The sequence below is a fragment of the Hydrogenophaga electricum genome (assembly GCF_030160815.1).
Classification (GTDB): Bacteria; Pseudomonadota; Gammaproteobacteria; order Burkholderiales; family Burkholderiaceae_C; genus Hydrogenophaga; species Hydrogenophaga electricum.
The window spans coordinates 1-18,626 of the sequence record NZ_BSPB01000060.1 but is presented as its reverse complement, the minus strand read 5'-3'; the positions used below and the strand labels follow the sequence as shown (position 1 = coordinate 18,626).

16 protein-coding genes and 4 pseudogenes are annotated in these 18,626 nt (G+C 58.3%); 16 read left to right on the top strand and 4 right to left on the bottom strand.

Annotated features, from left to right (window positions below; translation table 11 throughout):
• Window positions 1-95 (top strand): annotated as a pseudogene (locus QQK43_RS20245) (integrase); the annotation flags it as partial.
• Window positions 65-652: pseudogene (locus tag QQK43_RS20240) on the top strand (IS3 family transposase); the annotation flags it as partial. The pseudogenes QQK43_RS20245 and QQK43_RS20240, both read left to right, overlap by 31 nt.
• A gap of 7 nt (window positions 653-659) precedes the next feature.
• Here QQK43_RS20240 and QQK43_RS20235 read toward each other — a convergent pair.
• Window positions 660-1,808, bottom strand: a complete 1,149-nt coding sequence (locus tag QQK43_RS20235; protein WP_284309223.1) for a phenylacetate--CoA ligase family protein — start codon at window positions 1,806-1,808, stop codon at window positions 660-662.
• A gap of 121 nt (window positions 1,809-1,929) precedes the next feature.
• Window positions 1,930-2,712, bottom strand: a complete 783-nt coding sequence (locus QQK43_RS20230; RefSeq protein WP_234267602.1) for an enoyl-CoA hydratase/isomerase family protein — start codon at window positions 2,710-2,712, stop codon at window positions 1,930-1,932.
• A gap of 128 nt (window positions 2,713-2,840) precedes the next feature.
• Here QQK43_RS20230 and QQK43_RS20225 point away from each other — a divergent pair, with 128 nt between their 5' ends.
• From QQK43_RS20225 to QQK43_RS20165, 13 genes are all read left to right on the top strand, one after another.
• Window positions 2,841-3,920, top strand: coding sequence for a CaiB/BaiF CoA transferase family protein (locus tag QQK43_RS20225; RefSeq protein ID WP_234267600.1), 1,080 nt, complete (start codon window positions 2,841-2,843; stop codon window positions 3,918-3,920).
• Between the two features lie 109 nt (window positions 3,921-4,029).
• The gene (locus QQK43_RS20220) at window positions 4,030-5,268 is read left to right on the top strand and encodes a thiolase family protein (protein ID WP_234267599.1); all 1,239 of its coding nucleotides are present in this window, start codon (window positions 4,030-4,032) and stop codon (window positions 5,266-5,268) included.
• 31 nt (window positions 5,269-5,299) lie between these two features.
• A complete protein-coding gene (locus tag QQK43_RS20215; protein WP_234267598.1) occupies window positions 5,300-6,058 on the top strand; it encodes an SDR family NAD(P)-dependent oxidoreductase in 759 nt (252 codons plus the stop codon).
• A 98-nt stretch (window positions 6,059-6,156) separates the two neighbouring features.
• Entirely contained in the window at window positions 6,157-6,954 is a 798-nt protein-coding gene (locus tag QQK43_RS20210) for an ABC transporter ATP-binding protein (RefSeq protein WP_234267597.1), read from the top strand.
• Entirely contained in the window at window positions 6,951-8,918 is a 1,968-nt protein-coding gene (locus tag QQK43_RS20205; protein WP_234267596.1) for an AMP-dependent synthetase/ligase, read from the top strand. The genes QQK43_RS20210 and QQK43_RS20205 overlap by 4 nt, the downstream gene beginning before the upstream one ends.
• Entirely contained in the window at window positions 8,915-9,799 is an 885-nt protein-coding gene (locus tag QQK43_RS20200; RefSeq protein ID WP_284309222.1) for a branched-chain amino acid ABC transporter permease, read from the top strand. Before QQK43_RS20205 ends, QQK43_RS20200 begins: the two co-directional genes overlap by 4 nt.
• A 2-nt stretch (window positions 9,800-9,801) precedes the next feature.
• Window positions 9,802-10,854, top strand: a complete 1,053-nt coding sequence (locus QQK43_RS20195) for a branched-chain amino acid ABC transporter permease (RefSeq protein WP_284309221.1) — start codon at window positions 9,802-9,804, stop codon at window positions 10,852-10,854.
• Window positions 10,855-10,939: 85 nt separating this feature from the next.
• The gene (locus QQK43_RS20190) at window positions 10,940-12,187 is read left to right on the top strand and encodes an ABC transporter substrate-binding protein (RefSeq protein ID WP_234267592.1); all 1,248 of its coding nucleotides are present in this window, start codon (window positions 10,940-10,942) and stop codon (window positions 12,185-12,187) included.
• A 47-nt stretch (window positions 12,188-12,234) separates the two neighbouring features.
• A complete protein-coding gene (locus QQK43_RS20185) occupies window positions 12,235-13,035 on the top strand; it encodes an ABC transporter ATP-binding protein (RefSeq protein ID WP_234267591.1) in 801 nt (266 codons plus the stop codon).
• 43 nt (window positions 13,036-13,078) lie between these two features.
• Window positions 13,079-14,230 carry an acyl-CoA dehydrogenase family protein gene (locus tag QQK43_RS20180; protein ID WP_234267590.1) on the top strand — a complete coding sequence of 384 codons (1,152 nt, stop codon included), beginning with the start codon at window positions 13,079-13,081 and terminating at the stop codon, window positions 14,228-14,230.
• Between the two features lie 98 nt (window positions 14,231-14,328).
• Window positions 14,329-15,024, top strand: coding sequence for a TetR/AcrR family transcriptional regulator (locus tag QQK43_RS20175; protein ID WP_234267589.1), 696 nt, complete (start codon window positions 14,329-14,331; stop codon window positions 15,022-15,024).
• Window positions 15,025-15,214: 190 nt separating this feature from the next.
• Window positions 15,215-15,964: an electron transfer flavoprotein subunit beta/FixA family protein gene (locus tag QQK43_RS20170; RefSeq protein WP_284309220.1), complete on the top strand. Its 750-nt coding sequence runs from the start codon at window positions 15,215-15,217 to the stop codon at window positions 15,962-15,964.
• A gap of 160 nt (window positions 15,965-16,124) precedes the next feature.
• The gene (locus QQK43_RS20165; RefSeq protein ID WP_284309219.1) at window positions 16,125-17,054 is read left to right on the top strand and encodes an electron transfer flavoprotein subunit alpha/FixB family protein; all 930 of its coding nucleotides are present in this window, start codon (window positions 16,125-16,127) and stop codon (window positions 17,052-17,054) included.
• Window positions 17,055-17,708: 654 nt separating this feature from the next.
• Here QQK43_RS20165 and QQK43_RS20160 read toward each other — a convergent pair.
• Window positions 17,709-17,864: pseudogene (locus QQK43_RS20160) on the bottom strand (IS3 family transposase); the annotation flags it as partial.
• Window positions 17,865-17,925: 61 nt separating this feature from the next.
• Between QQK43_RS20160 and QQK43_RS20155 the strand changes: the two are divergent.
• Window positions 17,926-18,464, top strand: a pseudogene (locus QQK43_RS20155) (transposase); the annotation flags it as partial.
• Here the strand turns inward: QQK43_RS20155 and QQK43_RS20150 are convergent.
• A partial coding sequence (locus tag QQK43_RS20150; protein WP_284309218.1) for a hypothetical protein occupies window positions 18,440-18,626 on the bottom strand: 187 nt, incomplete at its 5' end. The pseudogene QQK43_RS20155 and the gene QQK43_RS20150 overlap by 25 nt on opposite strands.

The following is an 18,626-nucleotide window of genomic DNA, read 5'->3' as shown; positions in this document are numbered from 1 at the left end:
AACTGTGGGTCTCGGACTTCACGTACGTCTCGACCTGGCAGGGCTGGCTGTACGTGGCCTTCGTGGTCGACGTGTTCGCCCGGCGCATCGTGGGTTGCCTAAGGACCGGGGTGAGCGAAGTGCGGTGGCCGACAACGTGCTGGACCGTCAATTCCAGGCCGACGGCCCGAACCAGAAGTGGGTAGCCGACTTCACCTACATTTGGACAGCCGAGGGCTGGCTGTACGTGGCAGCGGTGCTGGACCTGTACTCGCGGCGCATCGTGGGTTGGTCGATGCAGGAGAGCATGACCTCGCAGCTGGTGGTGGATGCGCTGATGATGGCCGTGTGGCGCCGGGGCAAGCCGGTGGCCTTGCTGCATCACTCGGACCAAGGCAGCCAGTACACCAGCGAGCACTTCCAGAAGCTGCTGGATGAACAGGGCATCACTTGCAGCATGAGCCGGGCCGGCGAGGTCTGGGACAACTCGGCCATGGAGAGCTTCTTCAGCTCCCTCAAGACCGAGCGCACGGCCAGGAAGGTTTACCGCACACGAGGGCAGGCCCGTTCAGACGTGTTCGACTACATCGAGTGCTTCTACAACCCGAAGCGTCGGCATTCGACGCTCGGCTATCTCAGTCCCGTACAGTTCGAGCAAGCTCAAAAAGCTTAGGCCTGTGTCAACGGAACCGGCAGCAGCCCAAAGCTTGTGCGTGCTTCCGATCGACAAGCGTTGGATCTCCTTCAGCGAGTTGGCCCACCTCGAGCCATTCGATGTTGTCTAGCTTGAGCCGAGTTACTTGTTTGAATGCATCCACTAGGTGAGCTTCCACGTTGGCTGGTGTGCCTTTTGGCTTGAGTTCTGCACGCAATGTCATGGTCTCTCTGTGGCCCAGAGTCTCTACGACAAGCTGCGCACCATTGATCTCCGGCACTCGACTCAGCAATTCTTCGATGTTGCGTGGATAGACAAAAACCTCGCGCACTTTTACACCCTGGCCGACGCGGCCTTGCAGAAGACCAATGCGATCAACGAGGCCGTCTTCTGTCTGGCTCAACGCCTGAGCGACGTCGCCTGTGCCGAATCGAACCAATGGCCACCCGCTTTCCAGTGTCGTGACCACGATCTCACCTGTGCTGCCGACTGGCAAGGGCTCGCCCGATACCGGGTCGCACACCTGGACCAGGCGTTCAGGGTGAATGCGGTAGCCCTCAAGTCCATCTTGTTCGTACCCGATGAGTCCAAAGTCTCCGGTCGCATAGGCGGAGAACGTGTTGATGGCATAGCGCTGCTCAAGATCGCGTCGCTTGTGCATCCAGTTGCCCATTTCTCCACCGAGCATGGCATTTTTGACGCGCCAGTCACGAGGCAACTGGTACCCCATGCGTTCCAAGGTCTCGATCAAGGTAATGAAGAAGCTGGTGGACGCGCAAATACACGTGATGTCCAACTCCAGAATCAGTTGGGCTTGCTGTTCAGCGCCGCCCGGACCACACGGGATGATCGTGGCCCCGGTAGATGCGATTCCTTGGTCAAGCAAAAGACCTGCGGGCACAAGGTGGTAAGACCAGGTATTCAGCACGCGATCGCCGGGGCCGATGCCTGCTTGGTTAAAAACTTGCGCGAAACCACGCCCGGTGACATCGCTTGAAAGCTCTGTTTCATAGATCGGCCCTGGAGACACAAAGATGCGTCGAATGTCGTGAGTGTCCGCGGCCAGGAACCCGCCAAAAGGGGGATGTGCTCTTTGGAGGGCGAGTAGTTGGTCTTTGGTCGTGACGGGCAGACGGGCAAGATCACTGGCGCCGCATAAGTCGGCCGGCGCCATATTCGCCCGCTCATAGATGTCTCGTATGGCTGGGGCCTTCCGGTAAGCGTGGGTCTGAATGCGCTGAAGTGCTGCGAATCGGTTGGAGCATGGGGGCGTGGTCATGGTTCGGAACCTTGGTTCATTTGCCGGTGAAACGCGGCGCACGTTTTCCCTCGAAGGCCTCAAGCCCCTCTTGAAGGTCGGCGCTGAAAGCATGAACTTCTGACGCCAGCAGCTCCAAGCGAAGTGCCGTGTCCTCTGATTGATCGAGCCCGTCGTCAACCAGAGCCTTCATGCGCTGAAGGCCCAGAGGGCTCTTGGTGGCAATGGTGTCGGCCACCTTCTGGGTCGCTGCGTCGAGCTGCGAGTCGTCCACGACCTGATTCACCAACCCGGCTTCTCGCATGTCCTCGGCTGAAACGAACTCCCCGGTGTAGAGAAGGTACTTGGCGCGGGTCGGGCCAATCACACGGGGGAGACGGACCGAGCCGCCACCTCCAGGAAGCAGACCGTAATTGGCGTGTGCATCGCCAATCTTTGCGCTTTTTGCAGCGATGACAAGATCGCAGCACAGCACCAACTCCAGCCCCCCCGCGAGGGTAATGCCGTTCAGCGAGGCAATGACCGGCTTGGGGAACCGGTCCAGGCGGTTCATCGTGCGCAAGACACCCGCGAGGAAGACGCTCGTGCCGTTCTCGCCCAGTTGACCCCGCACGTACTTAAGGTCCGCCCCAGCGCAGAAGGCGCGGCCGGTACCGGTAAGAACAACGGTCATGACGTCGGTGCTCTCCAGCGCCTGGTCCAGCCCCTTGTCGATGGCTTGGAGCACTTCTGGGGTGAGCGAGTTCATTGCGTCGGGGCGATTCAGGCGGATCCAAAGAGATCGATTCCGGACTTCGGTAACCACCACTGACTCTGACATGTCTTCTCCATTCTCGGCGTGCTTAGGGACCTCACATTTTTTCGTTTGACTATCGAGTAAGTAACTTGGTGGTTTCCCTTACTTACAGTAAAAACAAGTTACCGTAGAGTAGAAAAAGAGGAGCCCACATGAAGTCATCTAGTCAAAGCAGTCAGCTACCGTTGACAGGCGTCAAGGTAGTGGAGTTCGAAGGAATCGGCCCCGGCCCGTTGGCGGGCTTTCATCTGGTACAGCTCGGCGCGAGCGTGACCCTGGTCGCACGCCCAAATCGAGGGGCTCTGCCAGCAGAAATGACCCCGCCTACCGATAGCTTGATCAACCGCGGCAAACATCGTGTCGCGCTGAACTTGAAGACGCCACACGACAAAGTGGCTGCAATCGACTTGATTGCCCAAAGCGATGCCTTGATTGAAGGGAATCGTCCAGGGGTGATGGAGCGGCTGGGTCTGGGGCCTCAAGACTGCGCCAAGGTGAACCCCCGCCTCGTCTACGGCCGCATGACGGGATGGGGGCAGGATGGTCCGCTGGCCCAAGCCGCAGGCCATGACATGAACTACGTGGCTCTAACCGGACTGATGTCACTGACCGAAACGCCTGGTCATCCTCCGATTTTGCCTCCCACGGTCTTGGGAGATGCGGCGGGGGCCTTGGGCCTGACGATGGGAATCGTTGCTGGGCTGTTCGCCGCGAGAAGTGGCGAAGGAAAGGGCTGCGTAGTCGATGGAGCGATCGTGGATGTGCTGGCCCTTCTGGCGCCCTTGGTTCAGCTTCTGCGCAAGGGTGGAGCCCTCGAAGGGGTGGAGCCCAGCGTGTTTCATGACTCACCGTTCTATGACCGGTATCGGTGTTCAGACGGTCGCTACATCACGGTGGGTGCTATCGAGCCTCAGTTCTATGTGCTTCTTCTGGAAAAGATGGGGTTGTCGGACGTGGATCCCTCTCAGCAGATGAACAGGGCCTCTTGGCCCGCACTGAAAGCCCGAATGGCTGAGGCATTTGCGTCGAGGTCAAGCAGCTATTGGACTGGAGAGCTGGAAGGCACAGATGCCTGTTTCGCACCAGTCCTCACCTTGGGAGAGGCAGCGAAGCATCCCCACAACGCCAGTCGAGGTCTGTATCGCGTGACCGACGAGGGTGATGTAGAGACGGCGCGGGGCTTGCGTTTCCTGCCTCTGGTCGATCCAGACCTTTTGAGATCGCCCCAATGAGGGTTTATCCCTCTCTCTTTTTTTAAGTTTTACTTAAAAGTAAAACAATTGCACGGCGGGTAAAGTTGAGCTATTCCGCCAGTATTCAAGAGCCATAAGGAAACTGAGCATGAATGACATCTACGTGATTGGGGTTGGCATGACGCCGTTTGGCCGACACCTCGACCTTGACATGAAAGCCCTTACTAGGCAGGCGGTGGAGGCAGCCCTTGCAGATGCCGCCATGCAGAAGGAGCAGTTAGAAGCGGCCTTCTTTGGCAACACTTCTCAAGGACACATGGAAGGGCAGCACATGATTCGCGGGCAGATTGCCTTGCGCGCCATGGGCATTGGCCGGATTCCGGTGGTGAACATTGAGAACGCCTGCGCGAGTGGATCATCTGCGTTTGCGCTGGCGTGCAGTCACTTGAAGTCCGGAGCGGGCGACGTCGCTCTCGCGGTGGGAACCGAGAAGATGTTCTCTACCGACAAGGCGCGGATGTTCTCCGTGTTTGACAGTGCTTGGGATATCTCCCGTGCACAAGAGATTCGAGATTCCCTGATGAAGCTGGGCAGGGAGGTGTCCGTACCCGAAGGATCGACCTCGCCTAAGCCGTACAGCGTCTTCATGGACGTATATGCCGCCTTCGCGCGTTCGCACATGCGGACATTCGGTACGACCCAGCGGCAGCTCGCGGCTGTGGCGGCCAAGAACCACAACCATTCGGTTCATAACCCGCTCTCCCAGTACCGAGTGGCATACACCATCGACGAGATCCTAGCGGCGCCACCCATCACCTATCCGCTGACTTTGCCAATGTGTTCACCAATCTCAGATGGTGCCGCAGCCGCAATTTTGTGCACCGGCAAGGCCCTTAAACGCCTCAACTTGGACGCAAGCCGAGCGATCCGTGTACTCGCTTCGGTGGTGCAAAGCGGATCAGATCGCGATGAGTCCGACTACCGCTCCCACTGCACAGCGTTGGCGGCCACCAAGGCCTACGAATTGGCCGGTGTGGGAGCCGCAGACATATCGGTGGCCGAAGTCCATGACGCTACCGCCATGGGCGAAATCATCCAGTCCGAGAACCTTGGCTTCTGCGAGTTCGGCATGGGCGGTGTCATCGCGGAGCGCGGTGAGACAAGCATCGGAGGGCGGATCCCTATCAACCCATCTGGTGGTCTGGAGTCCAAGGGCCACCCTGTAGGTGCGACCGGGCTTGCACAGATACATGAGCTGGTAACTCAACTACGAGGGGAGGCAGGGACGCGCCAGGTGGAAAGTGCCCGGCTTGCGCTCGCCGAGAACGGCGGGGGCCTGGAAGGGATTGAAGAAGCCGTGGCCTGCATAACGATTCTTGGCCGCTGAATCACAGAACTAAGACGAACAAGGAGACAACATGGACATTCAAAATGTAGTGGCACTCGTCACTGGAGCAGGATCGGGCCTGGGCCTGGCCACCTGCCAGGCGCTGGTAGCGGAGGGCGCCAAGGTGATGGCAGTGGACGTTGATGAAGAACGCTTGGTCAACAACGTATTGCCCCTAGGGTCAAGCGTTCGCATTCAACGGGTCGACGTGTCCAACGATGCTGAGGTGAAGGCTGCCGTCGAGTTTGCGGTGCAGGCCTTTGGCTCTTTGCAGGTGGCCGTGAACTGTGCTGGCATTCTTGGGCCGTGCAAAACCTTGAGCAAAGGCGAACTGTTTCCCCTTTCGCTCTGGAACCAGGTGATTGCCGTCAACCTCACGGGCACGTTTAACGTCATCCGCCACGCGAGCCTTGCGATGTCGCGAAACACCGCCAGCGAGGACGGCGAGCGAGGTGTGATCGTGAACACCTCTTCTGGAGCCGCTTGGCAGGGACAGATGGGTCAGGCAGCCTACAGCGCAACGAAGGCTGGGGTGATGGGAATGACTCTCCCAGTATCCCGTGATCTGGCACAGCACGGGATTCGAGTCGTCGCTATTGCGCCCGGCCTGTTCGAGACGGGCATGTCCGCCGGCATGCCGCCCAAGGTCTCTCAGGGGCTGATCGATAACTCGATCCTCTTCCCCCACCGGATGGGGCGACCGCAGGAGTTTGCCTCACTGGTTCAACACATCGTCGAAAACGCTTACTTCAACGCCACCACCATCAGCCTGGACGCGGGAACCCGCTGACGGTCAGCATCTAAATAGAGAGAACTGAACCTATTCAGGGACTGACTGAAAAGGAGTTTCCATGCAAATAAGACGACCGATGGATCGCGGAGGAATGAATGAGTGATCTGCCAAAGGGAAAGCACGCTGAGATCGTGCTTTCCGCAAGCCATCTGCTTTTGAAGTTTGGGGGAATCGTGGCCCTGAACGATGTCTCCATTGATGTGCGCGACGACGAGTTGTTGGCGGTGATCGGTCCTAACGGAGCCGGCAAGTCGTCGCTGATGAATTGCCTGAGTGGCTTCTATCGTCCCAAGGCAGGCGAAATCCGTCTTGGCGAGCACTCCATCAGAGGCATGGGCACGCACGAAGTGGCGGCCCGCGGATTGGCCCGCACGTTTCAAGGTACTCACATCTTCTCTGGCATGACGGTGATTGAGAACCTGATGGTGGGGCGCCACTTGCATATGCGTACCAACCTGATCCAGTCCTTTTGTCATTTCGGTCCTGCTGTGCGCGAAGAGGTGGCTCACAGGGAAGCGGTGGAGGAAATCATCGAGTTCCTGGAAATCGAGTCGATCCGGCACACGCCAGTGGGTAGCTTGGGTTATGGGCTTCGCAAGCGCGTCGACCTTGGGCGTGCTCTCGCACAGGATCCCAAGATCCTTCTCATGGATGAGCCAATGGCCGGTATGAATACCGAGGAGAAGGAAGATCTGGCCCGGTTCATTCTGGATGTTAGAGAAGCCAAACACATCCCGATCGTGCTGGTCGAGCACGACATGGGGGTTGTCATGGACCTGGCGGATCGCGTGGCTGTGCTGGACTTTGGCCGAAAGATTGCTGAGGGTACACCCAAGGAAATTCAAGTCGATCCAGCCGTATTGAAAGCATATCTGGGTGAGGGGGTGGCATGAACATTCGCATGGCAACACTGCCGCAACTGCTGCGTGACCACGCCAGACGCTCACCGCAGCGACTCTCGCAGCGGCACAAGACGCGTGGTATCTGGCGCGAGTACGACTTCTCACAGGTTCAGCGCAATGTCATGGACTTGGCCTTGGGTCTCCACAAACTGGGCATTCAACGCGGAGAAACGGTCGCAATCATTGGTGAGAACGAGCCTCAACACTACTGGGCCGAATACGCGGCACAGGCAGTCGGGTGCAAGGTGATCTCACTGTATCCGGACCTCACAGCAGATGAAGTGCAGTACCTGCTGGATGACAGTGAGGCCGTCTGTCTCTTTGCACAGGATCAGGAACAGGTGGACAAAGGGTTGGCGGTGAAGACGGCCACTCCAAACCTGCGGCACATCGTGTACTGGGACGACACGGGCATGTGGTCGTACCAAGACCCTATCTTGCGCAAGTTTCATCAGTTGCAAAGGGAGGGGCAGTCCCTTTGCGAAAAGGATGAGCTGCTTTACGACCGTCTCGTTGATCAGGGCCGACCTGACGACATCGCAGTGCTTTCGTACACCTCAGGCACCACAGGCAAGCCCAAGGGGGTGATCCTTTCTCATCGTAGCTTGGTCGACAACGCCCAACGTCTGGTCAATGCTACGAAGGCTAGGCCTGGTACTCAGTACCTGAGCTATATCGCGCCAGCCTGGGCCACAGAGCAGTTCATGGGTCTGGCCCTGGGAATTGGCCTTCCCATGGTGGTCAACTTTCCTGAGGGCCCCGAGCAAGTTCTTGAAAACATTCGGGAGCTGGCAGTCGAGGCCATGACGTTTGCACCGCGCCAATGGGAAAGCATGGCCTCTTCAGTGCAGGCCCACATGCTCGACGCGGGCCATGTGCGGCGAGGCGTCTACGAGTGGGGTTTGAAGGTTGGGCATGCTGTGCACGTCGCTCGCTTGGACGGCAAGCCCGTGTCTTGGTGGAACCGGGCCTTGCTCCCCCTCGCCGATGCGCTGGTCCTCAGGCCGTTGAGAGACCAACTCGGCCTGACCCGACTGCGGGTGGCCATCTGCGGAGGTGCCACCATGGCCCCAGATGTGTTCCGCATGTTCCATGCGATGGGCGTTCCATTGAGAAACATCTATGGCTCAACCGAGGTAGGGCTGTTGACAAGCCATCAGGGAGACCGTTTTGACCTGGAAACCGTGGGTCACTGGATGCAGACGCACCCCGAGGCGGGTTCTCCACTGGAATGGATGCTGACAGCAGACGGAGAGTTGTGCGTAAAGGGGGGGAGCTCGTTTCTGGGTTACTACCGACGCGAAGGCTCTGTCGAGGCAAAGGTCAAAGACGGGTGGTACCAGACCGGAGATGCGGTTACCAAGACGGACCGAGGCGAACTTGTCTTTTTGGAGCGTGTGTCCGACCTGAAGCGTCTCGCCGATGGCCAGACGTTCCCGCCGCAGTTTGTTGAGACCCGTCTGCGCTTCAGCCCATTCATCAAGGACATCATGACCGTCGGAGATGAAAGGCGCGACTTTGTTGCCGCACTCATCAACATCGACATGGGAGTGCTGTCTCGCTGGGCAGAAGACAAGCGCATTGGTTTCTCGACCTTCACGGATCTCTCGCAGCGCCCGGAGGTGGCCGACCTCCTTAGCAATGAAATCTCCCGGGTAAACCAGTTCCTGCCGGCCCACGCGAGGGTCCGCCGTTTCGCCAACTTTCCGAAGGAGCTTGACCCGGATGAGGGCGAGTTGACCCGATCGAGAAAGCTGCGTCGAGAGTTTCTGGAAGATCGGTATTCGGCGCTGATTCAAGGTCTTTACAACGGGGCGTCTGAAGTGACTGTGGACATACCGGTGACCTATCAGGATGGACGTCGCAGCCAGTTCACCGCGCAGGTATTCATTCGCGACGTAGCGGCTGCCGACCAGACGGCCAAGGCCGGTATTTCAAATGGGAGAAAGCGATGATTGATTTCCTCAATTACCTCATCAATGGCGCATTGACGGGCCTCTTATATGCACTGATTGCCATGGGTTTTGTGGTGATCTATCGGGCATCAAAGGTGTTCAACTTCGCGCAGGGGGAGCTGGTCGTCTTCGGCGGGTATATGGTTTGGTGGACAGTGATTCAAATGGGAATGCCGCTGTGGATCGGCCTGCCAGTGGCATTCGTGAGCGCAGCCATCTTTGGCTTGATGATCGAGCGGATCTTCTTTGCGCGACTGGTCGGTGAATCCGTTTTTTCCATGGTGATGGTGACCATAGGTCTTCTGATCCTCATTCGGGGCGTGGTCTTGGTCATGTTTGGTCCACAGGTCCGCGCCTTTCCGATGGTTTTTCCAATTGATCCGCTGATCTTTGGTGACATCCTGATTTCTCGCTCGATGCTCTATGGCGGGTTACTCACGATTGCCCTTGGCTTTGGACTTTCGTGGTTTTTCAACAAAACGCGTACGGGTTTGACGATGACCGCCGTGGCTGAAGACCATCAGGTGGCGATGTCAATGGGTATCTCCGTGCAGCGATCCATTGCCTTTGCCTGGATTCTCGGCTCTGTGCTTTCCACCCTGGGTGCCATGGTTCACCTGAGTGGCCGATCAATCAACATGCTGAGCTCCGACATCGGATTGGCAGCGCTTCCTGTGGCATTGCTCGCCGGCCTGGAATCTCTCGCAGGTTTGTTGCTCGCCGGAGTACTGGTAGGCGTGATTCAAGGTTTGGCATCGGCCTATCTTGATCCTCTGGTTGGCGGTGCCATTGGCTCTGTATTTCCATTCATCATCATGTTGCTGATGCTCTTGATTCGTCCAACCGGCATGTTCGGGTGGAAAACCATTGAAAGGGTTTGATCATGGATCCCGCTGGTATTTTTGCAACCTCCTATCGTCAGGACCAATCGCTTATCCGTACACGAAATCAAGCAATTGCCCTGTTGATATTTGTTGTGGCTCTGTTTGCCCTGCCGATGGTCGCCGAGGTTCGATCGGTGGCAGTGATGACGTCGATGCTGATCACTGCAGTGGTGATTCTTGGTCTGCAAATCAATACTGGTTTGGCTGGCCAGGTCAATATAGGCCAGGCCGCCTTCATGGGGGTCGGTGCGTATTCGACGGCTGTGCTTGCCAGCAAACTGCACCTTCCATTCTGGCTGGCCCTGCCCGCGGGTGGGGTGTTTGCAGCGCTTTTTGGCCTCATTTTCGGTCTTGCTGCTGTCCGGATAAAGGGGTTCTACCTAGCGCTCACCACGATTGCTGCGCAGATCCTGTTTCACTTCTTTGTGCTCAATCTTCCACAAAAGTGGCTGGGTGGTTCAAACGGCATCACCCTGGAGCCTGCTGAGCTGTTTGGATTCAGGTTTGAGACGGATATAAGTATGTATTACCTGTGTCTCGTGGTCGCAATGATCATGATCGCTGGAGGATACGGCATTGCGCGTAGCCGACACGGACGAATCTTCGCCGCCGTTCGTGATGATGATGTGGCTTCAGGGATGATGGGCATCAACGTGGTGAGGACAAAAGCCCTGGCATTTTTGGTGGGTGCCTTCTATGCCGGTATTGGCGGAGGGCTGTGGGCATACTACGTTCGCTTTGTGGCGATTGACCAATTCACGCTGATTCATTCAATCTGGTTTATTGCCATGATCATCGTTGGCGGCATGGGCTCGATTACTGGCGCATTGATTGGTGTTTTCGTCATTCGCATGGCTCAGGAGTCCATCACCAGTATGGGGCCTGCACTGATCGAACGCATTCCATTTCTAGGCGGAGACTTGGTGTTCGCGGCCATGAATATTTTTCTTGGCAGCGTCATCGCTGGATTCCTGATTTTTGAGCCTCGCGGCCTGATGCATCGCTGGAATATTGCCAAACGGTCGTATCGGATGTGGCCCTACCCTTATTGAAATCGGCAGATGTTTCACCCCTCATTTATGCGCTGGTGGGTGGTTGAATTCGGTTGAACAGCGTGACCACATAGGAGACATTCAAATGATTCAGCAGACGATGGATTTCTCGGCCCGTGCCCGTCAGACCTTGGGTTCGGTAATAGTTATGGCCGCCTTGGGTTGCGCAAGTGCCGCTCACGCTCAGGTGACATACAACATCGCGGGTATCGCAGACTTCACTGGCCCATTCGCCGACATCATGAAGGACACAACAGCGTGCCGCCGCGGGGTAGTTGACTGGTGGAACGATGAGGTGGGTAAATCTCTTGGCGTGACCCTAAAAGTCAAGGAGTACGACTCTCGCTACGATGTCGCCCAAGTCGCCTCGCTCTGGCCAGGCATCAAGGCGGAGCTGAACCCTATCGCCATCTTCGGTCTCGGCGGCCCGGACAGCAACGCGCTGCAGCAGCGGCTACCCAACGACAAGATCCCGCTGCTGCTGGGCACGTCCGGTTATGGATTCGCGTGGAAGAGTGACAGTTGGGTGTTCAATGCCCGAGCTACATATCCGCATGAAGCGGCCGGCTTTTACGCCTGGTACCAGAAGAAGATGGGGGGCGCCCCGCTGAAGGTTGGGGTTATCTCATCGGAGGTTTCTCCTGCCTACGTGGACATTCACAAGGGCGTGGAACGATTCGCCAAGGACAACCCCCAGATCCTGGAGGTGGTGGAGACGATCTACACCGAGGCACAGCCGACAGACCTTACGCAGCAAGTGAATCGATTGCTCCGCAAAGGGGCGACGGTGATTCAGGTCTTCAACAACACGGCATCGGTGGTGGCAACCCGTCGTGCCCTGCAAAGCCTGGGCAAGAGCAACATCCCCATGGTGGTCAGCGCGCACAACGGATTGCTCTCGTCGGGCAAGGCCTTGGGCGACCTCAACCAGATGGAGGGAAGCTACGAAGTTTATGGCATGGCCATTCCGACGGAAGACCCGACCACTGCGAGAGCCTTTTTCGAGAAGCTGCGCACTCAGTACAAGACCCAAGCCAACTTTACATCGCCTTGCATGATGGGGCTGGCCATGTCTCTGCTCACGGTTCGCTCCGTTGAGCATGTGGTAAAGGCCAAGGGCCCTGCCGGGGTGACGGGGGCTGATGTACGGGCTGCTTTACAGACCAACGCTTTCCCGAGCGAGCAGACATTTGGTGTTCTGCCCAACATCAAGTTCAGCAACGAGGCACCGTTCCCGACTTCTGGGTTGGCGGTGAATATCGGAACGATTGAAAAAGGGAAATATAAGCTGGCCGGAGAAAACGCTCCCGTTCCGAACGTGAACAAGTGGTAATTGGCTGCATCTTCAGGCCCGCGGCTGCGGGCCTGGAGTGACAAACTTTGGAGTTGCCTGTGCTTGAGTTAAATAACGTTGAGGTCCTTTACAGCGAAGTGATTCTGGCTGTAAAGGGTATTACAGCGCGTGTACCAAAGGGTCAGTGCGTTACCCTGCTCGGTGCCAACGGAGCGGGCAAGAGCACGACGCTCAAAGCCATTTCAAACCTCATTCGCACCGAAGATGGTCGAGTCACCGCAGGATCGATCACGTTCGACGGCACCAACATCACCGGGGCGAACCCGGTAGATGTGGTGAGGCAGGGCCTCGTGCACGTGATGGAGGGGCGCAAGGTCCTGCGCCACATGACGGTCGAGCAGAACCTGGTGGTTGGTGGGCACATGGGTAGCGGGCGAGAGGCCAAGGAAAGGCTAGACGAGGTCTATTCCCGCATCAAGCGCTTGGCCGCCCTGCGCGACCGAACCGCAGGTTATTTGTCGGGAGGAGAGCAGCAACTGCTGGTGATTGGTCGCGCATTGATGTCCCAACCAAAGCTGGTGATGATCGATGAGCCATCGCTCGGATTGGCCCCTTTGATGGTGGAGGAGGTGTACGGCCTTCTTTCCGACTTGAAAGCCAGCGGACTGACTTTGCTGATCGTCGAGCAGAACACCCGCGTCGCGCTTGAACTTGCAGATTACGGCTATGTGATGGAGAGCGGCCGCATCGTGCTGGAGGGGCCTTCTAGCCAACTCAAGAGCAATGAGGACGTTCGCGAGTTCTACCTCGGCTTGACAGTGGAGGGAGAGCGCAAGAGCTTCCGGGACATGAAGCACTACCGGCGCCGCAAGCGCTGGCTCGGTTGAGCTGCATTTTTTGACACGAAAAAGTTAACCCCAAGGACATCAGATGAGCAGTGTTTCCAACGCTTTCCTTAGCGAACAAGAGATCATGATTCGGGAGTCGGCTCGCCGCGTAGCGGAGGAGGTCGTCGCCGTCACAGCGGCGCAACGTGACCAAAGCGGCGAGTGGCCTCATGCGGAAATTCAGTCCGTGGCCGAATTGGGGTTCATGGGCATGCTGGCCCCTCAAACATATGGAGGTGCGGGACTTTCTTTCGTGGAGTATTGCCTAGCCATAGAGGAGTTCGCTGTCGCCGACGGCGGCTTTGCCACCATGATGCATGTGCACAACTCATCAGCGCATGTCTTGTGCAACTTCGGCACAGAGGAGCAGAAGGCTCAGCACCTGCCCGGGCTGGCTTCGGCTAAGAACATCGGTGCATTTCTTCTTTCGGAACCTCATGCTGGTTCTGACACTGCCTCCATCCGAACCTCCGCCAAGCGCGATGGCGAACACTACGTGATAAATGGGAGCAAGCAATGGATCTCGAATGGCAGCGAAGCGGGTTTCGCCTTTGTCGTGGCGGCCACGGGGGAGCCTGGGTCTCGGAATCGATTCAGCCTGTTCATTGTTGATCCCAAGGATCCGGGCTATCAGGTGCTCCGTATCGAGAACAAGCTCGGACAGCACACCGCGCATACTGCCCAGATTCAGCTGGACAACCTGCGCGTTCCAGTCGGCAATCTGGTGGGAGAAGAAGGGCGAGGATATGCAAAGGCCCTGTCGCTCTTGTCAGACGGGCGCATCGCGATTGCCGCCTTGGCGATCGGTGTCGCGCGCGCTGCGCTCGAGGCTGCCATTCGTTACGCCAAAGATCGGGAAGCCTACGGTAAGCCGATCTCTGCACTCCAGGCCGTCAGCTTTGATCTGGCCGACATGGCGATGCAGGTTGAGGTGGCTCGCCAGTACATGATCTATGCCGCGCGCCGGCGAGATGCGGGGCTTCCTTCAGATAAAGAGGCTTCGATCGCCAAGCTGTATGCCAGTGAGATGGCAGAGAAGGTCTGCTCTGCAGCGATTCAAGTCCATGGTGGCTACGGCTACGTTTCGGACTTTCCGGTGGAGCGCTATTACCGAGATGTTCGCGTGACCAAAATTTACGAAGGTACCAGCCACATTCAGAAGCTGATTATTGCGCGCCAGATTTTGGCTGAGTGAGTGTCTGGGCAAGCCGCCGAAGGCGGCTGCCCGAGGTCATTGGATATCATGTTTGACTAACAACTGTCTCCCCTTAGCAAAGCGCGACCTCTAACCTTATGAGCCAATCCATCGAAGCGGAACCCAAGCCACGGGTGCGTTCAGCGACCAAGCGCGCCACCAAAGGGGCGAGGTGGAACAACGCCGTCAGTGGTGCGGATGAGCAGTACGAGCTCAAGCGGCAGGCAGTGATTGCTGAAGCGTCTAAAGCCTTTGGGCGCCATGGGTCACAAAACGTCTCCCTCGACGAGATTGCAAACGCACTCAACGTTACCAAGCCTGCCCTCTACTACTATTTCAAGAGCAAGCAGGAACTCATTTACGAGTGCCATGAGCTGGCGATGAAAATTGGCGATCAGGTGTTGAAAGACGCGATCGCATCAGAGTCCACTGGGTACGGACGGATCACCGCGTTCATGCGGAATTACATCTCGCACCTGACAGATCAGATGGGAGCTCCCGCGATCCTGCACGACTTTTCCGCTATGACGCCAGCGGATCGCAAAAAGATTACCGCACGCAGGAGAAAGTTTGACCTCCAGCTTCGCAACATCATAGAAGAGGGCGTTCGGGACGGTTCCATTGCGCCTTGTGACGCAAGGCTCGCGGTGTTTTGGTTCATGGGGGCGATCAGTTCTATTTCCCAGTGGTACCACGCTGACGGCACACTCACTGGCGATCAGGTGGCAGAGGTATTCATCCGCTTCCTGGCTGATGGCATACGTCCGCAGACTGCCTGTCCCACTATCTCTTGAGGCTCACAAGCGAGTGCCCGCTTGCATGACGCGCGCATGCGAGGGCAACTGGCATTCGCGGTGCGGTGGCCGCAATACACGCCAACAACGATGAACTGGTCGAGTCGGCGTAGGCTGATACGCCAAGACCTGGCTGTGCGATGGGGTTTGACATCCAGTATCCACCAGCAGATTTAACAAGAATAATGAAATGAAAGTCATCGTCCCCGTCAAACGTTTGGTCGACTACAACGTCAAGGTGCGCGTCAAGAGCGACGGCACGGGCGTGGACATTGCCAACGTCAAGATGAGCATGAACCCGTTCGACGAGATTGCCGTCGAAGAGGCCGTGCGCCTGAAGGAGAAGGGCGCTGCGACCGAGGTGATCGCCGTCTCCTGCGGCGTGGCCCAGTGCCAGGAAACCCTGCGCACGGCCATGGCCATCGGCGCCGACCGTGCCATCCTGGTCGAGACCGACGTCGAGCTGCAGCCCCTGGCCGTGGCCAAGCTGCTCAAGGCGCTGGTGGACAAGGAAGAGCCCGGCCTGGTGATCCTGGGCAAGCAGGCCATTGACGACGACGCCAACCAGACCGGCCAGATGCTCGCGGCCCTGGCCGATCTGCCGCAGGCCACCTTCGCTTCCAAGGTCGAAGTGGCGGGGGACAAGGCCAAGGTCACCCGCGAAGTCGACGGCGGCCTGGAGACGCTGGAAGTGAGCCTGCCGGCGGTGGTCACCACCGACCTGCGCCTGAACGAGCCGCGCTACGTGACGCTGCCCAACATCATGAAGGCCAAGAAGAAGCCGCTGGAGACTGTCAAGCCCGAAGACCTCGGTGTGGACGTGGCCCCGCGACTGAAGACCCTGAAAGTGGCCGAGCCGGCCAAGCGTGGCGCGGGTGTGAAGGTGCCCGATGTCGCCACCCTGGTCGACAAGCTCAAGAACGAAGCCAAGGTGATCTGACATTCGTCCTGGCTGCCGCTCATGTCGTCATGGCCGGCGATCCCCGCCGTCATTCCCGCGAAGGCGGGAATCCAGCGCCAGAGACTGAACGGATACATCACCCCAAACCCTGGACCCCCGCCTGCGCGGGGGTGACGTCACCACAGGAAGGAAACCCATCATGACCGCTCTCGTCATTGCCGAACACGACAACGCTTCCATCAAGGGCGCCACGCTCAACACCGTCACCGCGGCCGCTGCCTGCGGTGGCGAGGTGCATGTGCTGGTGGCCGGCCACAACGCTGGTGCTGCTGCTGCCGCCGCCGCACAGATCGCCGGTGTGGCCAAGGTGATCCACGCCGACGCCGAGGGTTTCGCCCACGGCCTGGCCGAGAACGTGGCCGCTCAGGTACTGGCCATCGCTTCAGGCTACAGCCATATCCTCTTTCCCGCCACCGCCGGCGGCAAGAACGTGGCTCCGCGCGTGGCCGCCAAGCTCGATGTCGCGCAGATCAGCGACATCACCAAGGTGGTGAGCGCCGACACCTTCGAGCGCCCGATCTACGCCGGCAACGCGATTGCCACCGTGCAGAGCGGCGACGCCACCAAGGTCATCACCGTGCGCACCACCGGCTTTGACGCCGCCGGCCAGGGTGGCTCGGCCGCCGTGGAAACCGTGGCTGCGGCCAGCGGCAATGGCAAGAGCGCCTATGTGGGCAGCGAGATTGCCAAGAGCGACCGTTCCGAGCTGACCGCCGCCAAGATCATCGTCTCCGGTGGCCGCGCACTGGGCAGCAGCGAGAAGTTCAACGAAGTGATGACGCCGCTGGCCGACAAGCTGGGCGCTGCCATTGGTGCCAGCCGCGCCGCGGTGGACGCCGGCTACGCGCCCAACGACCTGCAGGTCGGCCAGACCGGCAAGATCGTCGCGCCGCAGCTGTACATCGCCGCCGGTATCTCTGGCGCCATCCAGCATCTGGCCGGCATGAAGGACTCCAAGGTGATCGTGGCGATCAACAAGGATCCCGAAGCCCCGATCTTCTCGGTGGCCGACTATGGCCTGGAAGCCGACCTGTTCTCGGCTGTGCCGGAGCTGGTCGATGAGCTCTGATTAAGTGCGTTGCATTTGCTGCATGCAATCCAAAGGCATCGTTTGCGATGCCTTTTTTCATTTGATATGCGATGGGCAATGACCGCTGTGCGCCGGATTCCGTGAGGTCGTCGAGCCTAATTGAATGGCCGCCCTGCATATCAGTCAATGAGTTCCAGACGCGCAAGACTGGGGCAGACCGCGCATGAGAACTGTCGTTCTTGGGAACTGAGGTTGAGAGTTCACACGCGCTTCCAGAAGCTACGCCCAAGTCTCACGGAGCTTGCACGCATTCCGAAAAATTCAAACCTCAGTGACACGTTTTCGGGAAAGTTCAGAACTCAGTGAGAATCGAGTTCAGAACTCCTCTCTGAGCACGGCGCTAACTGCTTGATTTTTCGCCACTTCGTGTTCAGGACTCAGCGACTCACGACACCCGAGCAGACAATCCCGACTGTTCCACAAAGCGGTCAATCAAAACCTCTAACGTATGAGATCCCGCACCCAACACACATCGACCTGCTCGGAGCTGAAGCTATAGTGCATACACCGAATGCGCGCTTGAAACTCCCACGTGGAGCGCAGCGGTGGAGTGCCGGGTTTCACGCATTCCTATAACTGGACAAACATCCAGAATGAACCGCCCCGGGTTTCACGGAGGCCCGTTGGCTTGAGTCAGGCCGACGTGGCCTGCTGCTCAAGAGTGCGATAGTAGTTGGCCTCGAACTCGGCCGGCGGCACGTAGCCCAGCGGTGCCATCAGGCGCTGGCCGTTGAACCAGGACACCCAGTGCAGCGTGGCCAGTTCGACCGATTCCTTGGTCTTCCACGGTGGGCTGCTGCCGGTTTCAACGACACCTTGTTAAGGTGGAAGATGAAACCGGAGGTGGTTCATGGAGAGAAGAAGGACATTCAGCCGCGAGTTCAAACTCGAGGCGGTCAGGCTGGTTACCGAGCGTGGCGTGGCTGTGGCCCAGGCGGCCAAGGACCTGGACGTTCACGAGAACGTGCTGCGCAAGTGGGTTCGTGAGCTGCGAGACGAGCCCCAGGAGGCGTTCCCTGGCAACGGCAAACAGAAGGCCCAGGACGCGGAGATGGCGCGGCTGCGCAAGGAGGTTGCCAAGCTCAAGTTGGAGCGCGACATCCTGAAAAAAGCCGCGGCCTACTTCGCGAAGGAGTCGATGTGAAGTTCGGCTTCGTGGCGAAACACCGAGGGGCCTGGCCGGTCAATCTGATGTGCGAGGCGCTCGGTGTCTCGCGAGGCGGCTTCTACGCGTGGCTCACGCGGCCCAGGAGTCGACGCAGCCTCAGCGACGAGGTACTGGGTGCTCAGGTGCGCCAGAGCTTCGTGCGCAGCGACCGCACTTACGGCGCACGCCGTGTGTGGCACGACGTACTGGAGCAAGGTCAGGCTTGTGGGCTACACCGTATCTCAGTCCCGTACAGTTCGAGCAAGCTCAAAAAGCTTAGGCCGGTGTCAACGGAACCGGCAGCAGCCCACGGACCTCGGCGATGGATCAGTTCAGCCTTGTACAGCCCGTTGATCGTCTCGGCCAGAGCGTTGTCGTAGGAGTCGCCCTTGCTGCCCACCGAC

Excerpts from the sequence above, each read along its gene's own strand:
- QQK43_RS20225 (WP_234267600.1), top strand. The coding sequence starts at position 2,841 with ATGAAGTCATCTAGTCAAAGCAGTCAGCTACCGTTGACAGGCGTCAAG.
- QQK43_RS20180 (WP_234267590.1), top strand. The coding sequence starts at position 13,079 with ATGAGCAGTGTTTCCAACGCTTTCCTTAGCGAACAAGAGATCATGATT.
- QQK43_RS20220 (WP_234267599.1), top strand. The coding sequence starts at position 4,030 with ATGAATGACATCTACGTGATTGGGGTTGGCATGACGCCGTTTGGCCGA.
- QQK43_RS20200 (WP_284309222.1), top strand. The coding sequence starts at position 8,915 with ATGATTGATTTCCTCAATTACCTCATCAATGGCGCATTGACGGGCCTC.
- QQK43_RS20235 (WP_284309223.1), bottom strand. The coding sequence starts at position 1,808 with ATGGCGCCGGCCGACTTATGCGGCGCCAGTGATCTTGCCCGTCTGCCC.
- QQK43_RS20210 (WP_234267597.1), top strand. The coding sequence starts at position 6,157 with ATGAGTGATCTGCCAAAGGGAAAGCACGCTGAGATCGTGCTTTCCGCA.
- QQK43_RS20215 (WP_234267598.1), top strand. The coding sequence starts at position 5,300 with ATGGACATTCAAAATGTAGTGGCACTCGTCACTGGAGCAGGATCGGGC.
- QQK43_RS20195 (WP_284309221.1), top strand. The coding sequence starts at position 9,802 with ATGGATCCCGCTGGTATTTTTGCAACCTCCTATCGTCAGGACCAATCG.
- QQK43_RS20190 (WP_234267592.1), top strand. The coding sequence starts at position 10,940 with ATGATTCAGCAGACGATGGATTTCTCGGCCCGTGCCCGTCAGACCTTG.
- QQK43_RS20165 (WP_284309219.1), top strand. The coding sequence starts at position 16,125 with ATGACCGCTCTCGTCATTGCCGAACACGACAACGCTTCCATCAAGGGC.
- QQK43_RS20205 (WP_234267596.1), top strand. The coding sequence starts at position 6,951 with ATGAACATTCGCATGGCAACACTGCCGCAACTGCTGCGTGACCACGCC.
- QQK43_RS20175 (WP_234267589.1), top strand. The coding sequence starts at position 14,329 with ATGAGCCAATCCATCGAAGCGGAACCCAAGCCACGGGTGCGTTCAGCG.
- QQK43_RS20230 (WP_234267602.1), bottom strand. The coding sequence starts at position 2,712 with ATGTCAGAGTCAGTGGTGGTTACCGAAGTCCGGAATCGATCTCTTTGG.
- QQK43_RS20170 (WP_284309220.1), top strand. The coding sequence starts at position 15,215 with ATGAAAGTCATCGTCCCCGTCAAACGTTTGGTCGACTACAACGTCAAG.